22 protein-coding genes are annotated in these 19751 nt (G+C 61.0%); 5 read left to right on the forward strand and 17 right to left on the reverse strand.

Annotated elements, in window-relative coordinates:
• Positions 1-29: 29 nt before the first annotated feature.
• Positions 30-458, reverse strand: a complete 429-nt coding sequence (gene fur / locus MRK42_RS07075) for a ferric iron uptake transcriptional regulator (protein WP_026457520.1) — start codon at positions 456-458, stop codon at positions 30-32.
• A 240-nt stretch (positions 459-698) separates the two neighbouring features.
• On the opposite strand from fur, the gene MRK42_RS07080 reads away from it, so the two are divergent.
• A complete protein-coding gene (locus tag MRK42_RS07080; RefSeq protein WP_026457521.1) occupies positions 699-1178 on the forward strand; it encodes a DUF4442 domain-containing protein in 480 nt (159 codons plus the stop codon).
• Positions 1179-1247: 69 nt separating this feature from the next.
• On the opposite strand, the gene fldA is transcribed toward MRK42_RS07080, so the two are convergent.
• From fldA to MRK42_RS07100, 4 genes are read right to left on the reverse strand one after another with little or no spacing between them, the layout of a single operon-like run.
• The gene (fldA, locus tag MRK42_RS07085; RefSeq protein ID WP_042072025.1) at positions 1248-1772 is read right to left on the reverse strand and encodes a flavodoxin FldA; all 525 of its coding nucleotides are present in this window, start codon (positions 1770-1772) and stop codon (positions 1248-1250) included.
• A gap of 39 nt (positions 1773-1811) precedes the next feature.
• Complete coding sequence (gene ybfE / locus MRK42_RS07090; RefSeq protein ID WP_026457523.1) at positions 1812-2108, reverse strand: LexA regulated protein; 297 nt, start codon at positions 2106-2108, stop codon at positions 1812-1814.
• A 20-nt stretch (positions 2109-2128) separates the two neighbouring features.
• Entirely contained in the window at positions 2129-2350 is a 222-nt protein-coding gene (locus MRK42_RS07095; RefSeq protein ID WP_005334296.1) for a DUF2788 domain-containing protein, read from the reverse strand.
• 55 nt (positions 2351-2405) lie between these two features.
• Positions 2406-3188: an alpha/beta fold hydrolase gene (locus tag MRK42_RS07100; RefSeq protein WP_354688979.1), complete on the reverse strand. Its 783-nt coding sequence runs from the start codon at positions 3186-3188 to the stop codon at positions 2406-2408.
• 274 nt (positions 3189-3462) lie between these two features.
• Here MRK42_RS07100 and seqA point away from each other — a divergent pair, with 274 nt between their 5' ends.
• Complete coding sequence (gene seqA / locus MRK42_RS07105; protein WP_026457525.1) at positions 3463-3972, forward strand: replication initiation negative regulator SeqA; 510 nt, start codon at positions 3463-3465, stop codon at positions 3970-3972.
• A 57-nt stretch (positions 3973-4029) separates the two neighbouring features.
• Complete coding sequence (gene pgm / locus MRK42_RS07110; protein WP_354688980.1) at positions 4030-5679, forward strand: phosphoglucomutase (alpha-D-glucose-1,6-bisphosphate-dependent); 1650 nt, start codon at positions 4030-4032, stop codon at positions 5677-5679.
• A 124-nt stretch (positions 5680-5803) separates the two neighbouring features.
• Here the strand turns inward: pgm and MRK42_RS07115 are convergent, their stop codons facing one another.
• Positions 5804-6382 (reverse strand): TetR/AcrR family transcriptional regulator, encoded by a 579-nt coding sequence (locus MRK42_RS07115; RefSeq protein ID WP_354688981.1) that lies wholly within the window; start codon positions 6380-6382, stop codon positions 5804-5806.
• A gap of 112 nt (positions 6383-6494) precedes the next feature.
• Here MRK42_RS07115 and MRK42_RS07120 point away from each other — a divergent pair, with 112 nt between their 5' ends.
• Positions 6495-7160, forward strand: coding sequence for a peroxiredoxin-like family protein (locus MRK42_RS07120; RefSeq protein WP_354688982.1), 666 nt, complete (start codon positions 6495-6497; stop codon positions 7158-7160).
• A gap of 101 nt (positions 7161-7261) precedes the next feature.
• On the opposite strand, the gene mltB is transcribed toward MRK42_RS07120, so the two are convergent.
• The 9 genes from mltB to MRK42_RS07165 all read right to left on the reverse strand — a co-directional run bounded on the left by mltB (position 7262) and on the right by MRK42_RS07165 (position 17382).
• The gene (gene mltB, locus MRK42_RS07125) at positions 7262-8353 is read right to left on the reverse strand and encodes a lytic murein transglycosylase B (RefSeq protein WP_201977034.1); all 1092 of its coding nucleotides are present in this window, start codon (positions 8351-8353) and stop codon (positions 7262-7264) included.
• Positions 8354-8438: 85 nt separating this feature from the next.
• The gene (locus MRK42_RS07130) at positions 8439-9053 is read right to left on the reverse strand and encodes a CDP-alcohol phosphatidyltransferase family protein (RefSeq protein ID WP_026457892.1); all 615 of its coding nucleotides are present in this window, start codon (positions 9051-9053) and stop codon (positions 8439-8441) included.
• An 11-nt stretch (positions 9054-9064) separates the two neighbouring features.
• Complete coding sequence (locus MRK42_RS07135; RefSeq protein WP_354688983.1) at positions 9065-9709, reverse strand: ATP-binding cassette domain-containing protein; 645 nt, start codon at positions 9707-9709, stop codon at positions 9065-9067.
• A 16-nt stretch (positions 9710-9725) separates the two neighbouring features.
• Positions 9726-11399, reverse strand: coding sequence for an ABC transporter permease (locus tag MRK42_RS07140; RefSeq protein WP_354688984.1), 1674 nt, complete (start codon positions 11397-11399; stop codon positions 9726-9728).
• Positions 11399-12583, reverse strand: a complete 1185-nt coding sequence (locus MRK42_RS07145) for an ABC transporter substrate-binding protein (RefSeq protein WP_354688985.1) — start codon at positions 12581-12583, stop codon at positions 11399-11401. The genes MRK42_RS07140 and MRK42_RS07145 overlap by 1 nt, the downstream gene beginning before the upstream one ends.
• Positions 12584-12600: 17 nt before the next feature.
• The gene (locus MRK42_RS07150) at positions 12601-14751 is read right to left on the reverse strand and encodes an FAD-dependent oxidoreductase (RefSeq protein ID WP_354688986.1); all 2151 of its coding nucleotides are present in this window, start codon (positions 14749-14751) and stop codon (positions 12601-12603) included.
• Positions 14748-15335: a carboxymuconolactone decarboxylase family protein gene (locus MRK42_RS07155; protein ID WP_342009571.1), complete on the reverse strand. Its 588-nt coding sequence runs from the start codon at positions 15333-15335 to the stop codon at positions 14748-14750. Before MRK42_RS07155 ends, MRK42_RS07150 begins: the two co-directional genes overlap by 4 nt.
• A gap of 2 nt (positions 15336-15337) precedes the next feature.
• On the reverse strand, positions 15338-16030 hold the full coding sequence (locus tag MRK42_RS07160) for a DUF1499 domain-containing protein (protein ID WP_223380256.1): 693 nt from the start codon (positions 16028-16030) through the stop codon (positions 15338-15340).
• 311 nt (positions 16031-16341) lie between these two features.
• Positions 16342-17382, reverse strand: coding sequence for a DUF1214 domain-containing protein (locus tag MRK42_RS07165; RefSeq protein ID WP_052445737.1), 1041 nt, complete (start codon positions 17380-17382; stop codon positions 16342-16344).
• Positions 17383-17456: 74 nt separating this feature from the next.
• Between MRK42_RS07165 and MRK42_RS07170 the strand changes: the two genes are divergently transcribed.
• The gene (locus MRK42_RS07170; RefSeq protein WP_354688987.1) at positions 17457-18464 is read left to right on the forward strand and encodes a LysR family transcriptional regulator; all 1008 of its coding nucleotides are present in this window, start codon (positions 17457-17459) and stop codon (positions 18462-18464) included.
• Positions 18465-18593: 129 nt separating this feature from the next.
• Here the strand turns inward: MRK42_RS07170 and MRK42_RS07175 are convergent, their stop codons facing one another.
• Together MRK42_RS07175 and MRK42_RS07180 are read right to left on the reverse strand one after the other, a co-directional pair.
• A complete protein-coding gene (locus MRK42_RS07175) occupies positions 18594-18872 on the reverse strand; it encodes a peptidylprolyl isomerase (protein WP_026457964.1) in 279 nt (92 codons plus the stop codon).
• Positions 18873-18981: 109 nt separating this feature from the next.
• Complete coding sequence (locus MRK42_RS07180; protein ID WP_354688988.1) at positions 18982-19356, reverse strand: hypothetical protein; 375 nt, start codon at positions 19354-19356, stop codon at positions 18982-18984.
• Positions 19357-19751 lie beyond the last annotated feature (395 nt).

The following is a 19751-nucleotide window of genomic DNA, read 5'->3' on the forward strand; positions in this document are numbered from 1 at the left end:
ATTGTCTGTCATTCAGTGTGTCTGGCGGCTCAGTCGTCGTGCTTGCACTCGCCTGCGGCACAGTGGCCATAGAGATAGAGGCTGTGGTTGGTGAGACGAATGTTGTGCTTCTTGGCGATGTCGCGCTGGCGCTCTTCGATCACCTCGTCGGAAAACTCGATCACCTTGCCACAGTCGAGGCAGACCAGATGGTCGTGGTGCTCCTGGGTAGCCAGCTCGAACACCGACTTGCCCCCCTCGAAGTGGTGGCGGGTGACGATGCCGGCATCATCAAATTGGTTGAGAACACGGTAGACGGTGGCAAGACCGATCTCTTCGCCAAGATCGATAAGTCGCTTATAGAGATCTTCGGCGCTGGTGTGTTGGCAGTCCGGCTGTTGCAGGATTTCCAGAATTTTGACTCGGGGCAAGGTGATCTTGAGCCCGGCCTTTTTTAACGCTTGGTTGTTGTCTGCCATATTCTACTTATTCGCATTCTCGAAGGTGGGTTTATTCTGAGGGACTGCCGCGGGAATGGCAACCTTGAACTCGCTTGGCCTGTCATTATAGGGCGGCATCCCCAAAAATAAACCCGCTAATTCAAAGGGTTTAGCGAGAGATCCCGCTTTGTATCGAAAAAATCTATCGTGAGGTTCGGCTTGTCGACAGCCAGCATGTTGATAAAATGTAACTTCTGTATATCTGGTCGGATGAGATCCATGGATTGGCTTTTTGACAAGGCAGCGCGAGTGCGCCGCGCCCTCAATGCCTGGCCCCCTTTCTGGGGCGCCGGCATCAAGATAGAGACCCTGAGCGATGATTTTCGTTACTGCAGGGTGACCCTCAAGTCCCGCTGGTGGAACAAGAATGCCAACCGCACCCAGTTCGGTGGCAGCATGTTTGCCATGACGGACCCCATCTATCCACTGATGCTGATGGGGCACTTCAAGAACCGTTACTACGTGTGGGACAAGGCGGGCAGCATCAATTACATCAAGCCCGGCAAGGGCAAGCTGGTGGCCGAGTTCACCCTGACCGAGGGCAAGCTGGCATCGATCGTGGCGGCAACGGCTGCGGGGGACAAGCACTTCCCCGAGTTTGAAGTGACGGTGCAGGACAGCCGGGGCGAGCTGGTCGCTCAGGTCAAGCGCACCCTCTACGTGCGGGCACGGCCGGAACACAGAAATGGCGCAGAATGACGCTTGTACAAAAACAACAAGGGCCCCGACGGGGCCCTTGTTGTGTTCAGAGAAAATGCAGGGGCGGGATCACTCCAGCTCGGCCAGGCACATCTCTTCATGCAGCTGTTTGCACCAGCCCTTGACGCGCTCGGCAGTCAGCTCCGGCTGGCGATCCTCGTCGATACCCAGACCGACGAAGTGCTTGTCGTCCACCAGTGCCTTGGAGGCTTCAAACTCGTAACCGGCAGTCGGCCAGTGACCGATGATGATGGCGCCTTTGGCTTCGACGATGTCGCGCAGGGTGCCCATGGCGTCGAGGAAATATTCGGCATAGTCTTCCTGATCGCCGCATCCGAAGATGGCGACCAGCTTGTTGTTGAAGTCGATTTCGCCCAAGTCAGGGAAGAAGTCATCCCAGTCGGCCTGGGCTTCACCGTAGTACCAAGTCGGGATACCGAACATCAGCAGATCGAAGCTCTCGATGTCGGCCTTGCTGCTCTTGGCGATGTCACGGACTTCAATCAGTTGCTTGCCCAGTTCTTTCTGGATCATCTTGGCGACAGCTTCGGTATTACCGGTATCGCTGCCGAAAAACAGACCTACACTTGCCATAGTGTTTAGTTACCCGTGTTTGGTGTTAATGCTTAACGCTCAGACTGCAATGTCCACCGGATAGGCGGACTCAATCTGTTGTTTCAGGATAGATTGGATCAGCTCGGCTCGGCTGATGTTCTGTTGTAACGCAAGTTGGTTCAGGCGCTCCAGCAACTCGGCCTCCACCTTTAACTCTACCCGCTTCAGCCCATTTTCCCGATCGCGTTTAAGCTGGTTACGCTTGTTGATCTTGAGCTGGGTCTCGCGGGGGAGTGGGTTGGTCTTTGGCCTGCCGGGGCGCTTCTCATTTGCGAACAGATCCAGTGTTGTTCGATCAGTTTGCTGTTTGGCCATACATCACAGACGAAAAAAAGTTAGCCGAGACCTGAGCCTTCCCAGCCCAGTTCAATCAGCCCCTTGGCGACAAAACCTGCGCAACCCAGAAACAGCACCAACCAGACGATGAAACGGCCGAAACGGGGCACGTTGCCGCGTTTGAGGACGTCCTGAATGGCAAGGCCAATCAATATGAAGATGGCCACAAAGAATAACTTCAGGCCCAAACTTTCGATCAGGTCGATATGTTCACTTAGCATGGATTGCGCACACTCCTTATGACCGGCGCACTATATCACAAAGGATTTGAAACTGTTAACCGCCTGTCGACAGGAAATCCACAACCAGTTTGTTGAACAAAACCGGCTTTTCCGCATGCAGCCAGTGACCGGTTCCGGCAATGACCCGCACTTTTGCCGCCGGAAACTGGGCAAGCGCCGTCTCGCTGTACTGGGGCTGCATATAGTCCGAGTCGCCCCCCTTGATGAAGAGCACGGGCCCCTCGAAGCGGCGATCATCCTCGGGCCAGCCCATGATGTTGGCGTAGTTTTGCTCCAGCGCCGGCACGTTGAAACGCCAACCCCAGCCCGCCTCGGTTTTGGCAAAGGATTTGAGCAGGAACTGGCGAACGCCCGGGATCTCTATGTATTGGGCCAGCAGGGCTTCTGCTTCGCTGCGGCTTTGCGGGGGCGTGGCCAGGGTGGCGTTGAGGCCGGCAAACACATTCTGGTGGCGGGAGTGGGGGTAGGCCACCGGTGCCATGTCGGCAACGACCAGCTTGGTGACCCGCGCTGGCGCCAGTTTGGCAACCTGCATCCCCACCTTGCCACCCATGGAGTGGCCGATGAGCGTCGCCTCAGGGATGGCCAGTTGATCCATCAACGCCAGGATATCGGCGGCCTGGGCGGGGTAGTCCATCTTGTCCGAGTGGAAGGAGGCGCCGTGGTTGCGCAGATCGACGCTGATGACCCGATAGTGTTCACTCAGGGCACGAGCCAGCAATCCCAGGTTGTCGAGGCTGCCGAACAGGCCGTGGATCAGGATGACGGCCGGCCCCTGGCCCTGCTCTTTGAAGTTCAATTCGTGATTATGTTGCAAAATAACACCTTCCCGCTCATGAGTTCGAATGGTGATATGGCTTAACGCACTGGAAAGAAAAGCTTTTCATATCCTGGATAGAGATTTTGTGTGGTTTTTTTTCTAAAAAACCCCATCCGAATTGGCTATCAGTGCGGCCGATCACACACTTGGCCCGCCATTATGCCGTATTCTCGATGAGATTCATGTACATCTGCCAGCCCCTGGCTTGGGCTGTCGGGTCTGCCTATGTATAATCGCCGCATCCGAATTTCGACGAGTCCAGCGCATCCCTATGAAAACCATCGAGCTTGATGACGATCTCTACTTCTATATCGCCAGCCAGACCCGGCACATTGGCGAGAGTGCCTCCGATATTCTGCGCCGTCTGCTGGAACAGCCTGTCCAGGTGACGGCGCCCGTGACCGAGCCAGTCACGGCACCGCAGCCCGTTGCTGCGCGCAGCAACCAGGGGGTGCAGGCGCTGCTCGATTCCGGTGAGCTGCAAAAAGAAGAGAAGTCCATCAACCGCTTCATGCAGGTGCTCAGTACCCTCTACCGGGATGATCCGGCCGGGTTCACTCAGGCTACCGAAATCAAGGGGCGCAAGCGTGTCTATTTTTCGCGGGATCCCGACGCTCTGCGTGCCAGTGGCAGCACCACCAAGCCCAAGCCGGTGCCACAGACCCCGTTCTGGGTGATCACCAATACCAACACCAGCCGCAAGCAGAACATGGTGGCCCAGCTGATGAGCAGCATGGGGTATGACGACGAGGTGATCGCGCAGGTGTGCGGCGCAATTTAACGGTTCATCAGACTCAGGCCTTGGTCATCAAGGCCGCCATTACGCAAGGACAACGCCATGGCTCAGCATGCTCACGCCGGTCAGCCGGCCCGTTTAAGTGATCTGACCAACATCCCTCGTCTGGTCAGCGCCTACTACCTCAACAAGCCGGACATGAGCCGCCCCGAACAACGCGTGGCGTTTGGTACCTCCGGCCATCGTGGCAGCGCCTTGCACAGCGCCTTTACCGAATCCCACATCCTGGCGGTGACCCAGGCGCTGGTGGAGTACCGCCAGCAGGCCGGTATCACGGGCCCGCTGTTTGTCGGCATGGACACCCATGCTCTCTCCGAATCCGCCTTTGCCAGTGCGGTGGAAGTGCTGGCGGCCAACGGTGTCGAGACCCGCATCCAGGCTGGTCTCGGCTTTACCCCGACCCCGGTCATCTCCCACGCCATTTTGCGCCACAATGCCAGCAAGCCTGCTGCGCGTGCCGACGGCGTGGTGATCACCCCGTCTCACAACCCGCCGGAAGACGGTGGCTTCAAGTACAACCCGCCCCACGGTGGTCCCGCGGAAGGGGAGATCACCAAGTGGGTGGAAGACCGCGCCAACGCCATTCTGGAAGCGGGGCTGGCCGGCGTGAAACGCATGCCGTTCGCCGATGCGCTCAAGAGCCCGTTCGTGGTCGAACACGACTATGTCACCCCCTATGTGGATGATCTGAAGAACGTGCTGGATCTGGATGCCATCAAGCAGGCCGGCATCAAGATTGGCGTGGATCCCCTGGGCGGCTCCGGCGTCGCCTATTGGGACGTCATCGCCAAGACCTATGATCTCGACATTGAAGTGGTCAACTATCGCGTCGATCCGACCTTCTCCTTCATGACCCTGGACAAGGACGGCAAGATCCGGATGGACTGCTCCAGCCCGTTCGCCATGGCGAGCCTGATTGCCCTCAAAGACAAGTTCGACATCGCCCTTGGCAATGACCCTGACTACGACCGTCACGGCATCGTCACCAAGGTGGGCCTGATGAACCCGAACCACTATCTGGCGGTGGCCATCCAGTATCTGTTCACCCACAGAACCGGCTGGTCCAGGGATGCTGCAGTCGGCAAGACGCTGGTCTCTTCCTCGATGATTGACCGGGTTGCCGGCGAGATTGGCCGCACCCTGAAAGAGGTGCCGGTCGGCTTCAAGTGGTTCGTGGATGGTCTCTACAGCGGTGAGTTCGGCTTTGGCGGCGAAGAGAGCGCGGGTGCCTCCTTCCTGCGCAAGGACGGCACCGTCTGGACCACCGATAAGGATGGCTTCATCCTGGCGCTGCTGGCTGCCGAAATTCTGGCAGTCACCGGCAAGGATCCCCAGGCGCACTACGACGCGTTGGAAGCCAAGTTTGGTTGCTCCAGCTATCGTCGCATCGACGCGCCGGCCAACAGTGCGCAAAAAGCGGTACTCTCCAAGCTGGACCCAGCGCTGGTCGAAGCCTCCACCCTGGCCGGTGAGCCCATCGTCGCCAAGCTGACCAAGGCGCCCGGCAACGACGCCGCCATCGGTGGCCTCAAGGTGGTGACCGAGAACGGCTGGTTCGCGGCGCGCCCCTCCGGCACCGAGTCCATCTACAAGATCTACATGGAAAGTTTCAAGGGCGAGGAACACCTGGATCTTATCCAGCAGGAAGCCCAGCAGATCGTCTCTGCAGCCTTGGCCAAGGCTGGCGTCTAGGCAAGGTTTAACGCCGGTGCCTGAATTTCCCGGGCCGACATGCAACGAGAAAGAGGAGCCATCACGGCTCCTCTTTTTTGTCTGTGCAGACGATGACTGCTGCCCGCGGCAGGCGGTCAGTGGCTTACAGACAGGCCTGCATCTGTGCCAGCACGGTCTGAACATTGTCGGGGTCCGGATGGGTGCGTCCCAGCACGCGCAAGCCCCACAGCATGGTCATCAGCAGGGCGGCGGTCGCCGCCACGTCTCTATCCGGCGCCAGTTCCCCCTGCACCTGTGCCTGTTGCAGCGCCTGCGTCACCAGTTGCTCGACCTCGGCGAGGTGCGCGCTGACTGCCGCCTGTATGGTGTCGTGGTGGCGCCCCACCTCCAGCAAGGTATTGACCAGCAGGCAGCCGCGATGGGCCTCGCAGGCGATGGCATCCCGCGCCACGGCATCGAGCAGCGCCCGCACGCCAGCCAGGGGAGAATCCTCCGACGCTAGCAGCGCGCGGATCTGTTCCAGGCTCTTGGCAGAATAACGCTGCAACACCTCGATGAAGAGTCCCTCCTTGGAGGAGAAGGCCCCGTACAGGCTGCTGGGCTTGAGCCCCATCTTCTCGACCAGCGCCGCTATGCCGGTGTTGCTGAATCCCGTGTCCCAGAAGGCGTCGAGGGCGATGTCCAGGATGTTGTCTCTGTCAAATGATGCGGGTCTTGCCATGGTGTCACCTGCCGTGAGGAGATTGTTTTTTAGTGATCACTACAAAATAAGCTTGACCGACTGCCGGCCCCTGATTGATATTGTAGCGACCACTACAAAAAGGATGACAATCATGCAGACTCTGGAACAAAAAATCAAAGCCTACGACGAGATCAAGCAGAGCAAGGTCCCGGCTCATATTCTGGCGGTGATGGATCAGGCGACCGAGCAGCTCAGGGAAACCGCCCTCGAACAGGGGGCGCTCACCACTGGCGCGCAGATCCCCGATTTCGCGCTGCCGGATCAGCACGGGGTGACCCGTCCGCTCTCCCACTACCTCGCGCAGGGGCCGGTCGTGCTCAACATCTACCGCGGCGGTTGGTGCCCCTACTGTAATCTGGAGATGCAGGCCCTCAACGCCGTGCTGCCGGAGTTTCGGGCTCGTGGCGTCAACCTCATCGGACTGACTCCAGAGAAACCGAGCTCGGCCCAGGATACCCTCACCGCCAACGGGCTGGCGATCACCGTGCTCAGCGACGAAGGCAACCGGGTGTCGGCCTCCCTGGGACTGGTATTCACGCTTGCCGAAGAGCTGCGCCCAATCTATGAGAGTTTTGGCATCGATATTCCGGCGAGCAACGGGGATGACAGCTTCACCCTGCCGGTGCCAGCCACCTATGTGATTGGCCAGGATGGCACCGTGCTCTATCACTTCGTCAACGTGGACTACACCAAGCGGGTCGAGCCTGCGACCCTGGTGGCCGTACTGGACGAGTTGGCTGCGGTGGGGAAAATCTAAAAAAAACAGCGCCGGCTTGCCGGCGCTGCTGCTCTTTGTATTCAGGTAGAGAAGAAACCCGGCATGGCACTCCTTGCCGGGTTGTCTTTTTGCCGGGCGTCTCAGTATCCGCCGCGGGCGCTCTTGACCGCCAGCCCCAGCTGCCACACCGCCATGGCGTAGTGGGTGCTGTGGTTGTAGCGGGTGATGGTGTAGAAGTTGGGCAGTCCGTACCAGTATTGGTAGCCGGTGCCGACATCCAGACGCAGCAGGCTCGCCTCGCTGTGATTGCCGAGGGAGCTGGTGGGGGTGAGACCGGCGCGACGCAAGGAGGCGATGGGGTAGCGGGTCTGGAAACCATGTTCGTAGCCGGGCATCTGGCCCTGACCACGCACGGCCACCGGTTGCCCCTTCTCCCAGCCATGAGCCTTGAAGTAGTTGGCCACGCTGCCGATGGCATCCACCGGATCCCAGAGGTTGGTGTGGCCATTGTTATTGAAGTCCACCGCATAGCGCTGGAAGCTGGACGGCATAAATTGGCCATAACCCATGGCCCCTGCGTAGGAACCTGTCGGCGCGGTGGGGTCCATCCCCTCATCCCGGGTCATCACCAGGAAGGATTCCAGTTCGCCGGTGAAAAATTCCGCCCGGCGCGGGTAGTCAAATGCCAGGGTGGCCAGCGCATCCAGGATGCGGGTCTTGCCCATCACCCGACCCCAGCGGGTCTCCACGCCGATGATGCCGACGATGATCTCGGGCGGCACCCCATAGAGTTGCTGGGCGCGGTTGAGCTCGCTCTCGTACTCGCGCCAGAACGCGACGCCATTTTGCACATTGTCCGGGGTGATGAACTTGGCGCGGTAGCGATTCCAGGCACCGGTCGGGCCTGTGGGCTTGCTACTACTCGGCCCCTGGGCGTCCATCAGACGGATGATCCAGTCATAACGCTCGGCCTGGGCCAGCACCTGATGAAGGTGGGCACTGTCAAAACCATGCTTGTCGACCATCCGCTGTACGAACCTGTCCACGTTGGGGCGATTGGCGAAGTCTCCCTTGCTGATCCCCTGTGAATAGACGGGCTTGCTCGGCGGCGTCTGGTTGATAAAGGCGCTATTGGGCTGGGGTTTGACCACGGGCTTGGCTTCAGGCGTGCTGCTGCAGCCGCCGATCAAGGGGAATACGGAGAGAGTGAGTAGACAGACAAGGCGACGCATAGGGTTCTCATGAGCCTGAAAAAGAGTGCCGACATGGTAAAACATTGCCATCCATGCGCAAGTGCCAGTGCAGTGTGGCTGGCGCTTATTTTGTTCCCTGACGCAGGGTATGGTAGCCGCTCCAGAGTCGGGTCAGGGTGGTGATGAGGCAGAGTAGGGCAAAGCCGTAAGCGAGTGACGCAAAGCCGGCGGGCCACAGACACATCAGCACGAACAGGGCGATGGTCTCGCTCCCTTCGGTCAAGCCTCCGAGGTAATAGAGCGACTTGTGGTGATAGACGGGGTTATCGATCCCCCGCTTGCCCGCCATGATGGCGAAGGCGAGAAAGCTCGAGCCCGTGCCCATGAAGGCAAACAGCAGGGTGGCGGCGGGCAGGGCGTTGGCAGGGTCGCTCAGGGCGAACCCCAGCACCACGGCGGCGTAGAAGATGAAGTCGAGGGTGATGTCGAGAAAACCGCCGCAGTCGGTGATCCCCGTCTCCCGTGCCACGGCGCCATCCAGCCCGTCCAGCATGCGATTGAGCAGGATGGCGAGCAGTGCCCAGAGATAAAGGTCAAAGGCCAGCAGCGGCAGCGCCAGCATGCCGATGGCAAAGCCGGTGAGACTCACCTGGTTGGCGCTGATCCCCATGCGGCACAAGGGCTTGGCCAGCCGGGTGAGGGGGCTGCGAATGACGGGGATGAGGTAGCGATCGAACAAGGTCAGGATCCTCAGCAAACAGGGATGGAAGGGGTGAGGTCGAGGATGGTGCCGGGGGCATCCTCTTCGTCGTGAGTGACCAGGATGGCGGGGATCGCCAGCATCCTTATCTGCTCGAACACCAGGGCGCGAAACGCAGCCCGCAGCGGCTTGTCGAGGCGGGAGAAGGGCTCATCCAGCAGCAGGGCTTGCGGTTCGGCCAGCAGAGCCCGCAGCAGGCTGACGCGTGCCTTCTGGCCGCCGGAGAGCGCCCCCGGCAGCTTGTCTGCCTGATCCGCCAGCGCCACATGTGCCAGGGCCTCCAGCGCTTTCGCCCGCCGGGCTCCGCTTCCCTTGAGGGAGGCGGGCATGCCGAACATCAGGTTCTCGGCCACCGTCAGGTGGGCAAACAGCAGGTCATCCTGAAACAGCATGCCGATGCGCCTCGCCTGCGGGGGAAGGGGGGTGAGCAGTCGCTCGCCGAGCCGGATCTCCCCCTCCAGCCGAAGGGCCCCCTTGGGGGGCAAGACGCCCGCCAGCGCCGCCAGCAGCGAGCTCTTGCCGCAGCCACTTGGGCCCATCAGGGTCAGCACCTCGCCGGGGGCGATGGCGAGCGCGGGTAACGACAGCAAGGGATCTTGTCCAAGGTAGAGGTGAAGGGGCGTGGTGCTTAGCATCGAGACGTTTCCGTGTTTATCGGGCGCCCTTGAGCGCCGGGTTGAGGCGACCTGGCAGCCAGAGCGCCAGCAGATAGATTGCCAGTGGCACTAGCAGTTGCAACAGGCCGTAGAGCCCGGCCAGCCGCCGGTTGAGGCCGCTGCCGATGGCCACCGCCTCCGTGGTGATGGTAACCACTCGTCCTGCGCCAAACAGCAGGGTCGGCAGATATTGGGCGAGGCTCACTGCCGCTCCCACCGCGAACGAGAAAAGCAGCGGACGGGCCAGCAGGGGCCCCTTCACCCGCCACCAGGTGCGCCAGGGGCTGGCGCCGAGCAAGAGCGCCGTCTGGGTGAGACGGGGATCGAACTGGCGATAGGGACCGTGCAAACAGAGATAGACGTAGGGAAACACGAACAGCAGCTGGCTCCAGAGCACCCAGCCCCAGCCAATCCCGCCACCCAGCCAGTCGAGCCCGAGCCGGATGCCAAACAGCAGGCTGGCCTGGGGCAGCAGCAACGGCAGGCAGATGAGCCAGAGCGGCCAGGGGCGACGCCCCTGCTGCGCCTCCAGACTCAATACCACCAGCAACAGGGCCAGCGCCGCGCCTGCCAGGGCCAGCAGGGCGCTGTCGATGAGCAGGGGCATCAGGTCCGGCAGCAGCACCAGCCAGTGCAGGCCGCTCCACTGGCTTGGCCACAGATCCGGGAAGGACCAGCGCCGCGCCAGCGACCAGAGCAGCAGGGCCGCCAGCACCGCCAGATTGATGGCAAACATGGCGGCCACACAGAGGCTGGCCAGCCTGGCCGCCAGGGGGCGCGATGTGCGGCGCTGTCCGTCGAGCCAGGTCTGCTTGCCATACCTCTGATGAGCCCACTCCAGCAGGCGCAGCGCTGCCAGCAGCAACAGGCTGATGGCCAGCAGCAGCAGGGCGCCGCTGGCGGTGACGCCGCGCCAGCCAAGATCCGGATCCTGATACCAGAGCCACAGCCTGACCGCCAGCGGAGCGGGGGCATCCGGGCCCAGCAGCTGGGCGAGATCCACCACCGCCACCCCGTAGGCGGCGACCGCATAGAGGGGCAGGCGCAGGGCGGGCCAGAGGGCGGGCAGCAGCAGACGCCACCAGATCTGCGGGGCGCTGAAGCCCAGGCTCGCCCCGAGCCACTGCTGGCGCGCCAGTTTGGCGGGCTCCAGGGCCGCCAGCGCCATCAACAGCAGAAACGGCGTCTCCTTCATGATGAGGGCCAGGATCAGGCCAAGCCCCCAGGGATCCCGGATGGTCTGCCAATCGGGGGGAAACTCGAACCCGGTCAGGGAGGGAGAGACGAGGCGCAGCAGCCAGCCTGAGGGGGCGAGCAGAAAGGCAAAGCCGATGGCGAAGGCGACGTGGGGCAGAGCCAGCAGGGGGGAGAGCAGGCGGCGTAGCCAGCGAAAACAGGGGCGTTCGTCACCCTGCTGACCGCTTTGTGCCAGCAGCAGGGCGGTCAGCAGCAGGCTGCCGAGAGTCGAGGCCGTGCCAATCCACAGGCTCAGGGCCGCCGAGTGCCAGAGTCCGGGCTGGGCCAGCAGGCGATGGAGGTTTAACTGGTTTAGCCCGCTGCCCAGCAGTTGCCACAACCCCACCAGCACGGGCGCCGCCAACAGGAGGGCGCAAGCGCAGGTGAAGAGGGGACGCCAGCCTGGCAGCCGGTTGTCGGTGGTTGATGGCATCAGTGGCCGTAACGTTCGGCCCAGGCTTCTTCAAGCCTGAGCTGCCAGCTGGGGTGGGGTTCTGCCACCGCCTTGAAGCGCAGCGCCGGCGTCTGGCTGGCCGAGGCGGGCAGGGCATCGGTCCGCAGCACGCTGGGATCGCCCCAGAAGGCGGGATCGGCCTTGCGTGCCTGGGCCGCCGGGCTTAGCAGGAAATTGGCCGCCACTTTGGCGCCGGCACGGGCGCTGGCGTTGAACGGGATGGCGAGAAAGTGGCTGTTGGTGAGCGCCCCCTTTGCCATGGCCACTGCGACCACGCCAGGTGGCAGGGCACCGTTTTGCACCGCGCTCTGGGCCTCTCCCGGATTGAAGCTGATGGCCATGGCCAGCTCGCCGTCATCCAGCAGCTGGCGGGTCTCGGCGGCGCTGGCAGGAAACAGTTTGCCCTTGCGCCAGAGCGCTGGGTGCAGTTCATCGAGCCAGACCCAGAGGGGTGCCGTCAGACGGTCAAACTCGGCATCGGTCGCTTCTCGATAGAGGGGGGCGGGATCCGGGGTGAGCTCCAGCAGAATTTGCTTGAGAAAGCTCGAGCCGTGGAACTGGGGCGGCTTGGGATAGCTGAAGCGGCCGGGGTTGGCCCTGGCCCAGGCGAGCAGGGCGGCGGCCGAGGTGGGGGGCGTGGCGACTTCCTCTCCATTGACCATCAGGTTGAGCTGGCCTATGCCCCAGGGGGCCTCGAGCCCCGCTACCGGCACGGTGAAGTCCTCACTCACTGGCAGACTGGTATCCACCAGAGCCATGTTGGGCAGCTCCCCAGTGAACGGCACCCCCAGCAGTTCCCGTTCTTTCATCGCCTTGAAATTCTCGCCATTGACCCAGAGCAGATCGATGGGGCCGCCCGCGAGTTTGCCCGCCTGTTTGTTGGCAAGCAGCTGGCTGACGCTCGGGGCTATGTCATCCACCTTGACCTGCACCAGCTTGACCCCGTACTGGCGCTCGAGCTCCTGTCCGGCCCACACCAGATAGCCGTTGATCTCCGGGCTGCCGCCCCAGGCGTTGAAGTAAACAGTCTGGCCTTTGGCCTCGTCCAGCGTCTGCTGCCAGCGGGCATCGGGAGCCGGGTTCTCGCCGGCAAGCAGGGAGCCGCTTGCCAGCAGGGGCAGGGCGCAGGCCAGGGTTTTGAGCAGAGGCAGGGTCTTGAACATGAGTGTCACCTAAGGGATCAGGCGCCGCGGCGCCAGTTGTGATAACGGGCCAGCAGGGCCAGGATGCGGGTGGGCTGGTGGGCCCGTTTCCACTCGCCGGCCACGTATTTGTTCCCCTCCATCAGGGTGGGATAGGCGTGGATGGTGGCGAGGATCTTGCCAAGCCCCAGCTTGTGGCGCATGGCGAGGACGAACTCGGCAATCCGCTCGCCGGCGTGAGTGCCCACTATGGTGGCACCCAGGATCTTGTCCTTGCCCGGCACGGTCAGCACCTCGACAAAGCCCTCACGCTCACCGTCGGCGATGGCGCGATCGAGCTCGGCCAGATCGAAGCGGGTCGCCTCGAACGCAATGCCCTGCCCCTCGGCCTCCTTGCGATTGAGGCCAACCCGGGCAATTTCTGGCGTGGTGTAGGTAGCCGCCGGGATCACCCGGTAGTCGGCGCGAAAGCGCTTGAACTGGCCGAACAGGGCGTTGACGGCGGCATACCAGGCCTGATGGGCGGCAAAGTGGGTGAACTGATAGGGGCCGGCCACGTCTCCTACCGCCAGAATGCTGGGGTAGTTGGTGGCCAGAAAACCATCGACCGCGACTGTGCCGCGCGGCGCCAGCGTGACTCCCAGTTCCTCCAGCCCGAAGCCGCTCACGTTGGCGACCCGGCCCAGCGCCAGCAGCAGCTGATCCCCTTCGATCACGTGCGTCTCGTCACCCCGACGCAGGTGCAGCCGGATGGGCAGCCCATCCTCTATGGCTTGGTATTGCGCCCGCTCGGCGCGCCAGCCGGTGAGAAGGGTGACGCCGTCCCGTTTCATCTGGTGGTGCAGTGCCTCGGCCACTTCCCGCTCCTCTCGTGGCAGCAGCTGATCGGCCAGCTCCACCAGGGTGACGGGGATGCCGAGCAGGGCGAAGCTCTGGGCCAGCTCGCAGCCGATGGGGCCGCCACCGAGCACCAGCAGGCGGCGCGGCGGGGTGCGTAGCTGCCACAGGGTATCCGAGGTGAGGTAGGGGACGTCGCCAAGGCCAGGCAAATCGGGTACCAGCGGTCTGGCGCCGGTGGCGATGACCACGTGGCGGGTGGTGAGGCGCCGGCCGTTGACGTCGACCTCCCAGGGGGAGACCAGTCGCGCCGCTCCCTCGATACACTCCACCCCCAGCCCCTGGTAACGCTCGACGGAGTCGTGAGGCTCGACCTCCCTGATCACCTGCGCGACCCGTTCCATCACGGCGGCAAAATCAGCCTCGCTCTGGCTTGGGCTAAAGCCGAGCTCGCCCGCCTTGCGCTGCTCGGCAGCAAAGCGGGCAGCGCGGATCAGCGCCTTGGAGGGGACGCAGCCGGTGTTGAGGCAATCTCCCCCCATCCTGTGCTTTTCGATCAGGGCCACTTTGGCCTTTACCGCCGCGGCGATATAGCTGGTGACCAGGCCGCCGGCCCCGGCGCCGATCACCACCAGGTTGTAGTCGTAGCGGATCGGTTTTTGATAGGGGGCGTGCAGGCGGCGCAGGGCCAGGGTCTGCGCCAGTTTTTTCATCAGCCAGGGCATCAGTCCCAAGAGGGTCAGCGCCACCATCAGGCCGGGGGAGAGAATATTACCGGTGCTGGTGAGGGTCGCCAGCTCGCTGCCCGCCAGCACGAAGACGAAGGTGCCGGGTAGCATGCCAAGCTGGCTCACCCAGTAGTAGGTACTGACTCTGATGGGCGTCAGCCCCATCAGCAGGTTGACCAGAAAGAAGGGGAAGATGGGGATGAGGCGCAGGCTCAGCAGATAGAAGGCGCCATCTTTTGCCATCCCCGCCTGGAAGGTGGCCAGCTTGTCGCCAAAGCGGGCGCTCACCCAGTCGCGCAGCAGGAAGCGGGCACTGAGAAACGCCAGGGTGGCCCCCAGGGAGCTGGCAAACGAGACCAGCAGCAGCCCCCACGCCACGCCAAAGACAGCGCTACCTGCCAGGGTGAGCAGGCTGGCCCCCGGCAGGGAGAGGGCGGTGCTGAGCACATAGATCACCAGAAACAGCAGGCTGGCCGCGACAAAATGGCGGTCGACCCAGAGCGCCAGGCTCTCCTGGCGAGTCTGCAACTCGGAGAGGCTCAGATAGTGGCCGAGATCGAACGCGAAAAAGGCGCCGATGAGGCACCCCATCACCAGCAGAAGCAGCAAACGGGCTCGCGTCATTTGGCGTCCTTGTCGGCGTTGGCATCGGTCGGACGCGCTGGCTGCACCGGCAGCTGGCAGAAGCCCTGGGGAGCGATGTCGAGGGCCGCATTGAATTTGGCCGACATGTTCTGGAAGGCGATGAGGCCGGTCAGCTCCACCATGGCGTCGTCATCGAACCATGGCTTGAGACGGGCAGCCTGTTCATCGCTCACTCCATCCAGCCCTGTCATCGCCTCTGTGTAGTCGAGCACGGCCCGCTCCCGCTCGTCGAACAGCGGGCTTTCGCGCCACTCGGCCAGGGCTTCCACCTTCTCGCTGGAGCCGGCCCGCTTGATGAGGGTCATGGCATTGATGTCGACGCAGAAACGGCACCAGTTGAGCTGGGAGACCCGTACCGTCACCAGGGAGCGCAGCACGGGATCGATGGGAGAGCGTTTGCGGTTGATGACGCCATAGAGGGTCGCCACGGCGGCAAACAGCCTGGGGGAGCGGCCCCAGCACTTGCCCGGGATCAGAACCTGGCCGTAGTTGCGTTTTTGCAGCCAGAAAAAGGGGCGGATAAACCAGGCATACTCCTGATCCGGTTTGACCTCGACGCGCATTGCTACTCCTCTTCTTTGTTCTTCTTCATCATCTTGGGTTTGTAGGCCCCACCCAACCGTTCATTGAGCCGATCCAGAAAGCAGTTGATCCGTGCCCGGTTGGTGCCAAGGTCACTGCGTCCCTGACGGGAGGCGGAGCGCATGTCGATGCGGGTCTCTTTGGGGCCGGTAAAGACCCGCAGCGCCACATCATCCTGAAAGCCGAACCAGGGGGTGGTGACGACGGCATCGAGCCCGTGGAGGCTCGGACGTACCTGCCAGCCCAGCTCTGCCATCAGTGCGTTGGCCTCGGCGATCACCTCGGCCCCGGAGGCGCGGGTATAGAGAGGACCGGGGTTGCCGGCAAAAACTTTCAGGGGCGGTGCATTGACGGGCAGATCCGCCGGGGTTCTGAGTTCGCTGGCCCAGCTCAGGGCGGGGGGATGATAGGGATCCGTGCTGACATCGTTGGTCAGTGGCATGCGCCACGCCTGCACCAGGAACAGCAGGGGCAACAGCAGCGGGATGGCCCCCCACAGGTTGGACGTCTTGTTGCGGCTCCAGGGCAAACGTACCAGCAGGAAGAGGGAGAGCAACGCCCCGGCCAGACAGAGGGTAAAACCCAGCCACCAGGGCCAGAGATGGATACGGCTACCGAGGGCCCCTACCAGAGGAACGAACCAGGCCAGCAGTGGCCACAAGATGGTGCTGGGCATAGGGCGGGATCCATGGATTGAGTGGGCAATGCCGAGAAGGATAAACCTAATAGCCTGATAACGTTAGCAAATTGAAGCCTGTTCGGCGATTTTTTGGTCGAGGTGACAAGTGCTGGAACGCGGTTTGGGCGTCATCACCAGGCTGGCGACCAAACGGGGCGCCATGTGCCAGCATGATGAGCCAGTTATCAGTTAATGAGAGAGGGGCGAGGGTGGAGTGAAGCAAAAGGATAAAGAGAATTTCAGGAGAGTGATGACCCACCGATGCCGCGCTCACTGGGCGACATCGGTGGGAGAGGCGATTTACGTCGTTACTGTTTGTCGACGGCAACCGGTACCGGCAGCTTGTAGTCGCCATTGATGACATCAGCCTTGGGCCGATAGACACGCAGACCCAGATACCAGTTGTCGGTTGGCGTCTCCAGGAGGTTGTCGACCTTGCCACACGTGGCTTCTGAGCCGTAGTAGAGGGTGAAGGAGCCATCCTTGTTGCGCTTGATGGTGCGATCGTTCAGCGTCGATTTATCGGTATGCAGGTACTTGTCCGAGCCATACATGGTGAACGAGAAAAACCCCGGCGCATTGAATCCCGGCGCATCATAGGTGGCCGAATAACAGGTGTCTTTGGAGAGGCCATAGTCACGGTACTGGTATACGGCGTCTTGTGGCGGCAGCAGCCCCAGGGCAACGGCGACCCCCATCTTCTGCAGCTCGGGATCTATGGTGCCGTGGCGACCCGAAGTGCCATTAAAGTTGGGCAGCTTTTTCGCCTTGATCTGGTACTCGCTTCTGATGGTATCCAGGCTGGCGCTGTCCCAGTTTCTCGGCTCATATTGTTTCGGCGTCACCCCCTTGGGGAAGGTGACCTTGATCTGATCCTGCAGCTGGTTGACATACTTGACGTCGTCCGGGTTGTTGGCATCGACCTGGGTGCGGATCACGATGGCGACGAAATCGGTTTTGGAATCGATCTCGTGGGTACCCGCGCCGTAAAACACCTGATCGATGTAGTGATCGCTTTGCAGGATCATGGCCGACTGATAGCGATTGTCTTTCGAGGTCGGCAGCGTGATGGTGGTCCCTTTTGGTGCATAGAAAATGCCGAATGAATAGACGGTATCGCGATTCATGGTTACGGCTGGTTGCTGATCGAGGGCGATCAGGTTGCGATCATGTCGGAATTGATTGGCTCCGGCGCTCTTGTAGATATTGGCAAATGAAAGGTCCACCTCGGCTTCGACATAATTGTTGGTCGTGACCGGAATGGGCGCCGAGCTGGCGGCATAAGCCGTGGCACTGCCAAGGGTTGCTGAGGCGATGAGTAAGCACAGAGCCGTTTTCTTCAAAGACATAGATAATTCTCCACAAACCATGAGGGTGTTGATATCCGAAATATCCTGCCGTGATGCCTTGACAAGAAGTATTAATGTATCGACCGGATGCATACTATGGTAGCGTCACGCTCAGGAAAGTGAGTCAATATCTTCTTGAATTAAATTCAATTAACGCGAGAGTCGGGATGCGCAGTGATTTTGATTTGAATCTGCTGAAAACGCTGGTGATCCTGGCGGAAAAGAAAAATCTGAAAAAAACGGGCATCTCTCTCGGCTTGACGGAAAGCGCCGTGAGCAAACAACTCGCCCGGCTGCGGGAGCATCTCGATAATGAACTGTTTGTCAGAGTGGCCGGCGTGCTTGAACCGACCGACTATACCCTGTCTATCTTGCCGCGCGTCAATATCGCGCTGACCGATATAGAAGACGCGTTGATCCCCATCTCCTTCAACCCACAAAACTATTCCGGCTCCATCAATCTGGCGTTGCCTGATCTGGTGATGGAAGTCTTTGGTCTGACGCTGTATGAAACCTTGCAGCGTGAATTCCCCAATGCCCTCATTGCACTTCATAACTGGGGAGAGGAGACCGAAAATAAAATACTGTCTGGCGAAATCAATCTGGGTATTCACCTGCTGCATCCCGATCGCTTGAACGGGTTATATCAGCAGCGAGTGTGCGGCGATCAGTTGGTGATCGCGATAGCGGGTAATCACGGCGTGCATGACTGGCAGACAGTAAAACATTGGCCATTCATCAAGCAGAAAAATATTGGCTGGAATGCACAGCGCTTTCATTTTATTAAAAGCCTGAAAGAGTTGGCGGTAGAGATTGATTATTTGCATGATATTGACACCACTTCCCTCGCACTCAAATTGATGAGAAGCCAGCGCGTTGGCAATGTACTGCCCAGTTTGATCCTGGGAGAGGAATTAATCAGGGTGCCGGGTGCTGAATTTCTCGACTATGAGGTTGTCTGGACGACCTGCGTTCGTCTTACCGATCGGCGCTCCGGCCTGTATCAATATCTCTATAAAATCATCCTGACCCTGTTTATTGGCCAACGCCGGGGAGACATCTCGGCAAAACCGGCAGATTAGCGGGGGGATTTATGCTCATCCGCCCAGCCAGATAAGGCCGGTTATGACCTGATCATGGTATGCAGGGCGGAGGACAGGTGCTCGCAGGAGCAAGGAGATAAGCAGTTACGCCGCACTGGGCGATGAGGCCTAGTTGCGGTAGAGCACCTTGATCAGGTGAAAACCGAACTTGGTGCGCACCGGCCCCAATACCTTGAGCAACTCCCCCTTGAAGACGGCATCGTCGAAAGATTTGACCATGTCCCCCTTGGAAAACTCCCCCAGATCGCCGAAGCGCTTGCCGGAGGGGCAGGTGGAGAAGCGCTTGGCCATCTGGCCGAAGTCGGCGCCCTTTTCGATCTTCTCCTTGATCTCCAGACACTGTTTCTCTGTCTTGACCAGGATGTGCTGGGCACAGGCTTTTTTCATGGGGCGCTCCTCGGGTTAACGGGTGGATGGCAAATCGGGGGCGCAAGGGTACCCCAAATTGCGCCCCGCGTCAGCCGTCCGGGTAACGTTTGGCAAAGCCTTGCCGTCATCAGGGATGGCTGCTGGCGGCCAGTTGCGTTCTGGGGCGAGCCTGCCAGAGGATTTCCAGTCCCAGCAGGGCATAGAGGCTCCAGATGGCCAGCGGGTTGAGCCATTCGCCACCAAGCTGCATCGTCAGCAAGGCAGCTGCCGCCAGCAACAGTGTGATGCCGGGCAGGCGCCAGTAAGCGGGCAGGGGCGCCAGCAACGCCATGGTCAGCAGGATGGCGAGACCAAATGGCAGGTTGAGTGCGGTAAAGGCCAGCGCCTGCTGGCCGTTCATGCCGGTCAGCAGCGCCAGCAGGGCGCTGCAACAGGCGAGAAAGGTGATGAACTCGAGCCGGTCGGCAATGTAGTCAGCCATCTGTTCGCTACGGGCATGCATGATGGGATCTCCTTCGGTTGATGGCTTGAGTGTGCGCGAGGGTGTCAGACAAGGGCAGCGGGATAATTCGATTACACTGAACGAGTCAGTCTCAATCCCGCGTGGCGCGGGCCTTGCCGCGGGATTGCGGGGTTTGAGAGGCAGGCTGTTCAATCGACCGGCAGGTTCCGACAAGCCTTGTCGTGGAACACCCACGGACGCGCTGTTCGACGTGGGCCGGGAGTGATGGATATTTATCCGGTTTCAGATGGCTAGCGGTATCCTGGGTCGGCGAGCGAGGCCAAAGGGGGCACCTGGCTGCGCAATTTGTGGCCAACATCTTAAAATCTATGGCGAATTTGCCAGGTCGGCGGCTCTGTCGTTGGCAAAAGCCTATGTTAGGATAGGGTTCGCCA

This window comes from Aeromonas sp. 19NY04SH05-1 (genome assembly GCF_040581895.1).
GTDB lineage: Bacteria > Pseudomonadota > Gammaproteobacteria > Enterobacterales > Aeromonadaceae > Aeromonas > Aeromonas enteropelogenes.

Excerpts from the sequence above, each read along its gene's own strand:
- fur (WP_026457520.1), bottom strand. The coding sequence starts at position 458 with ATGGCAGACAACAACCAAGCGTTAAAAAAGGCCGGGCTCAAGATCACC.
- MRK42_RS07080 (WP_026457521.1), top strand. The coding sequence starts at position 699 with ATGGATTGGCTTTTTGACAAGGCAGCGCGAGTGCGCCGCGCCCTCAAT.
- fldA (WP_042072025.1), bottom strand. The coding sequence starts at position 1,772 with ATGGCAAGTGTAGGTCTGTTTTTCGGCAGCGATACCGGTAATACCGAA.
- ybfE (WP_026457523.1), bottom strand. The coding sequence starts at position 2,108 with ATGGCCAAACAGCAAACTGATCGAACAACACTGGATCTGTTCGCAAAT.
- MRK42_RS07095 (WP_005334296.1), bottom strand. The coding sequence starts at position 2,350 with ATGCTAAGTGAACATATCGACCTGATCGAAAGTTTGGGCCTGAAGTTA.
- seqA (WP_026457525.1), top strand. The coding sequence starts at position 3,463 with ATGAAAACCATCGAGCTTGATGACGATCTCTACTTCTATATCGCCAGC.
- pgm (WP_354688980.1), top strand. The coding sequence starts at position 4,030 with ATGGCTCAGCATGCTCACGCCGGTCAGCCGGCCCGTTTAAGTGATCTG.
- MRK42_RS07115 (WP_354688981.1), bottom strand. The coding sequence starts at position 6,382 with ATGGCAAGACCCGCATCATTTGACAGAGACAACATCCTGGACATCGCC.
- MRK42_RS07120 (WP_354688982.1), top strand. The coding sequence starts at position 6,495 with ATGCAGACTCTGGAACAAAAAATCAAAGCCTACGACGAGATCAAGCAG.
- mltB (WP_201977034.1), bottom strand. The coding sequence starts at position 8,353 with ATGCGTCGCCTTGTCTGTCTACTCACTCTCTCCGTATTCCCCTTGATC.
- MRK42_RS07135 (WP_354688983.1), bottom strand. The coding sequence starts at position 9,709 with ATGCTAAGCACCACGCCCCTTCACCTCTACCTTGGACAAGATCCCTTG.
- MRK42_RS07140 (WP_354688984.1), bottom strand. The coding sequence starts at position 11,399 with ATGCCATCAACCACCGACAACCGGCTGCCAGGCTGGCGTCCCCTCTTC.
- MRK42_RS07145 (WP_354688985.1), bottom strand. The coding sequence starts at position 12,583 with ATGTTCAAGACCCTGCCTCTGCTCAAAACCCTGGCCTGCGCCCTGCCC.
- MRK42_RS07150 (WP_354688986.1), bottom strand. The coding sequence starts at position 14,751 with ATGACGCGAGCCCGTTTGCTGCTTCTGCTGGTGATGGGGTGCCTCATC.
- MRK42_RS07155 (WP_342009571.1), bottom strand. The coding sequence starts at position 15,335 with ATGCGCGTCGAGGTCAAACCGGATCAGGAGTATGCCTGGTTTATCCGC.
- MRK42_RS07160 (WP_223380256.1), bottom strand. The coding sequence starts at position 16,030 with ATGCCCAGCACCATCTTGTGGCCACTGCTGGCCTGGTTCGTTCCTCTG.
- MRK42_RS07165 (WP_052445737.1), bottom strand. The coding sequence starts at position 17,382 with ATGTCTTTGAAGAAAACGGCTCTGTGCTTACTCATCGCCTCAGCAACC.
- MRK42_RS07170 (WP_354688987.1), top strand. The coding sequence starts at position 17,457 with ATGTATCGACCGGATGCATACTATGGTAGCGTCACGCTCAGGAAAGTG.
- MRK42_RS07175 (WP_026457964.1), bottom strand. The coding sequence starts at position 18,872 with ATGAAAAAAGCCTGTGCCCAGCACATCCTGGTCAAGACAGAGAAACAG.
- MRK42_RS07180 (WP_354688988.1), bottom strand. The coding sequence starts at position 19,356 with ATGCATGCCCGTAGCGAACAGATGGCTGACTACATTGCCGACCGGCTC.